Annotated in this window: 3 protein-coding genes; 2 read left to right on the forward strand and 1 reads right to left on the reverse strand. The window is 43.8% G+C overall.

What is annotated here, in order from left to right:
* The first annotated feature begins 301 nt into the window (after nucleotides 1-301).
* Both speE and speB read left to right on the forward strand, forming a co-directional pair.
* Complete coding sequence (gene speE, locus V7659_RS00675; RefSeq protein ID WP_335537467.1) at nucleotides 302-1,129, forward strand: spermidine synthase; 828 nt, start codon at nucleotides 302-304, stop codon at nucleotides 1,127-1,129.
* 261 nt (nucleotides 1,130-1,390) lie between these two features.
* The gene (gene speB / locus V7659_RS00680; RefSeq protein ID WP_335537468.1) at nucleotides 1,391-2,263 is read left to right on the forward strand and encodes an agmatinase; all 873 of its coding nucleotides are present in this window, start codon (nucleotides 1,391-1,393) and stop codon (nucleotides 2,261-2,263) included.
* Here speB and V7659_RS00685 read toward each other — a convergent pair.
* On the reverse strand, nucleotides 2,228-2,487 hold a 260-nt coding region (locus V7659_RS00685), incomplete at its 5' end, for a hypothetical protein (RefSeq protein WP_335537469.1). The genes speB and V7659_RS00685 overlap by 36 nt on opposite strands.

Raw genomic sequence — 2,487 nt, forward strand, 5'->3', positions numbered from 1 at the left:
GAAGAGAATAAGCATACAAACCATGCCTATCAAACTGATGATTATAACTGCCCTTAAATATTTAATTGTCTTCCGAAACCCTTGATCAGTCATGATTTCCACGATGTTCACCACCCTTTTTTTAAAAAATAGATAGTAATAGTATTGAAAAAATAGAGTTTTTTTAAACATTTATTGGTTTATTTATTTAAATTTTGCTAGACTTTTTCTTGTGTTTGTAATTCAATGGTTTGGGTACTATAAATTTGAATGATTACTTGGTATGTATAAAACTGAGATCAATTGAAAGGAAGCGGTAAGCATGTCAATTTGGTTTACAGAAAAACAAACCGAACATTTTGGAATCACGATGAGAGTAAATAAAACCTTACATACAGAACAAACTGAGTTTCAGAAACTAGATATGATTGAAACTGAAGAGTGGGGCAACATGCTTCTTTTAGATGATATGGTGATGACATCGGTCCGCGATGAGTTTGTATACCATGAAATGGTGGCGCACGTTCCGTTATTTACGCACCCGAATCCGGAGAATGTCCTAGTGGTCGGCGGCGGCGATGGCGGTGTCATTCGTGAAGTGTTAAAGCATCCGAGTGTGAAAAAAGCGACGCTTGTTGATATTGATGGCAAAGTCATTGAGTACTCAAAGAAATTCTTGCCGGAGATTGCTGGCATGCTCGATGACCCACGTGTCGATGTCCAGGTGGACGACGGTTTTATGCATATTGCGAACAGCGATAATCAGTATGATGTGATTATGGTGGATTCTACCGAGCCAGTCGGTCCAGCTGTGAACTTATTTACTAAAGGGTTCTATGCCGGGATTTCAAAGGCGTTGAAAGAAGATGGTATCTTTGTGGCGCAGTCGGATAACCCGTGGTTCAAAGCGGATTTGATTCGTAACGTTCAACGCGATGTTCGCGAAATATTCCCGATTACTCGTTTGTATGTCGCGAATATCCCAACATATCCAAGCGGCTTGTGGGCATTCACGATCGGTTCAAAGAAATATGATCCATTAGAAGTAAACGAAGACCGCTTCCATGAGATTGAAACAAAGTACTATACCAAAGAACTGCACAAAGCAGCATTTGTGCTGCCGAAGTTTGTTGGGGATTTGGTGAAGTAATAGGTGGGCTTGACGACCGAGTCCGAGAAAAAAGAGGCCTTCAGGTTACGTAGAAAGGTTCTACGTACCCAAAGTCGATGAAAAAGAGGCCTTCAGGTTACGTAGAGAGGTTCTACGTACCCGAAGTCGATGAAAAAGAGGCCTTCAGGTTACGTAGAGAGGTTCTACGTGCCCGAAACTGATGAAAAAGAAAGCTTTCGGTCATATAGAAGGCTTTTCAATACCCAAAGAGTTGTTACATAGAGAGTGAGGGATACATAGATGCGTTTTGATGAGGCGTATTCAGGGAATGTGTTTATTAAGAGTCATCCGAATTTTGAGGAGAGTCAGGTTGTATTATACGGGATGCCGATGGATTGGACGGTTAGTTACCGCCCGGGTTCACGGTTTGGTCCGGCCCGCATCCGCGAGGTGTCGATCGGTTTAGAGGAGTACAGCGCCTACCTTGACCGCGAACTAGAAGAGGTAAAATATTACGATGCCGGCGATATTCCGCTTCCATTCGGAAATCCACAAAAGAGCATCGACATGATTGAAGACTTTGTTGATCAAGTTCTAGCTGCCGGCAAATTCCCGCTTGGCATGGGCGGTGAGCATCTTGTTTCGTGGCCGGTAATGAAAGCTATGTATAAAAAGTATCCGGATTTAGCAATTATCCATTTTGATGCCCACACAGATTTGCGTGAGCACTATGAAGGCGAACCGTTATCGCACTCGACCCCGATCCGCAAGATAGCGGAACACATTGGGCCGAACAATGTCTATTCATTCGGGATTCGTTCAGGAATGAAGGAAGAGTTCGAGTGGGCGAAGGAAAACGGAATGCATATTTCCAAATTTGAGGTGGTTGAGCCGTTAAAAGAAATCCTCCCAACACTTGCTGGCCGTCCGGTTTATGTGACAATCGATATCGATGTCCTTGATCCAGCGCATGCACCAGGCACAGGTACAGTGGATTGCGGCGGTATCACGTCAAAAGAGCTGCTTGCTTCTATTCATGCGATTGCCCGTTCCGAGGTGGACGTAGTCGGCGGTGACCTTGTTGAGGTAGCGCCGATTTATGATCCATCAGAGCAAACCGCTAATACGGCAAGTAAGTTAATTCGTGAAATGCTTCTTGGCTGGGTGAAATAATTTTTTGGTGCCTGACACTTTTGAGGTCAGGCATTTTTTGATTTGTGCACCAGCAATGTTTATAATAGAAAAAGTATGCATTAGAGCAGATACGTCAATTACTAGGACTAGAACCATTCCAAAGAATGAAACTGAGTTCCTTTTTAAGAAAAGCGCAAGCGCCCTGGTCAGCGGCGTATGGCCTGGAGCGCTCCAACCGAGATAAAGGAAACACGAAGAGCCGG

Origin of the sequence: Neobacillus drentensis (genome assembly GCF_036966985.1) — a bacterium.
Lineage (GTDB): Bacteria > Bacillota > Bacilli > Bacillales > Cytobacillaceae > Neobacillus > Neobacillus drentensis_E.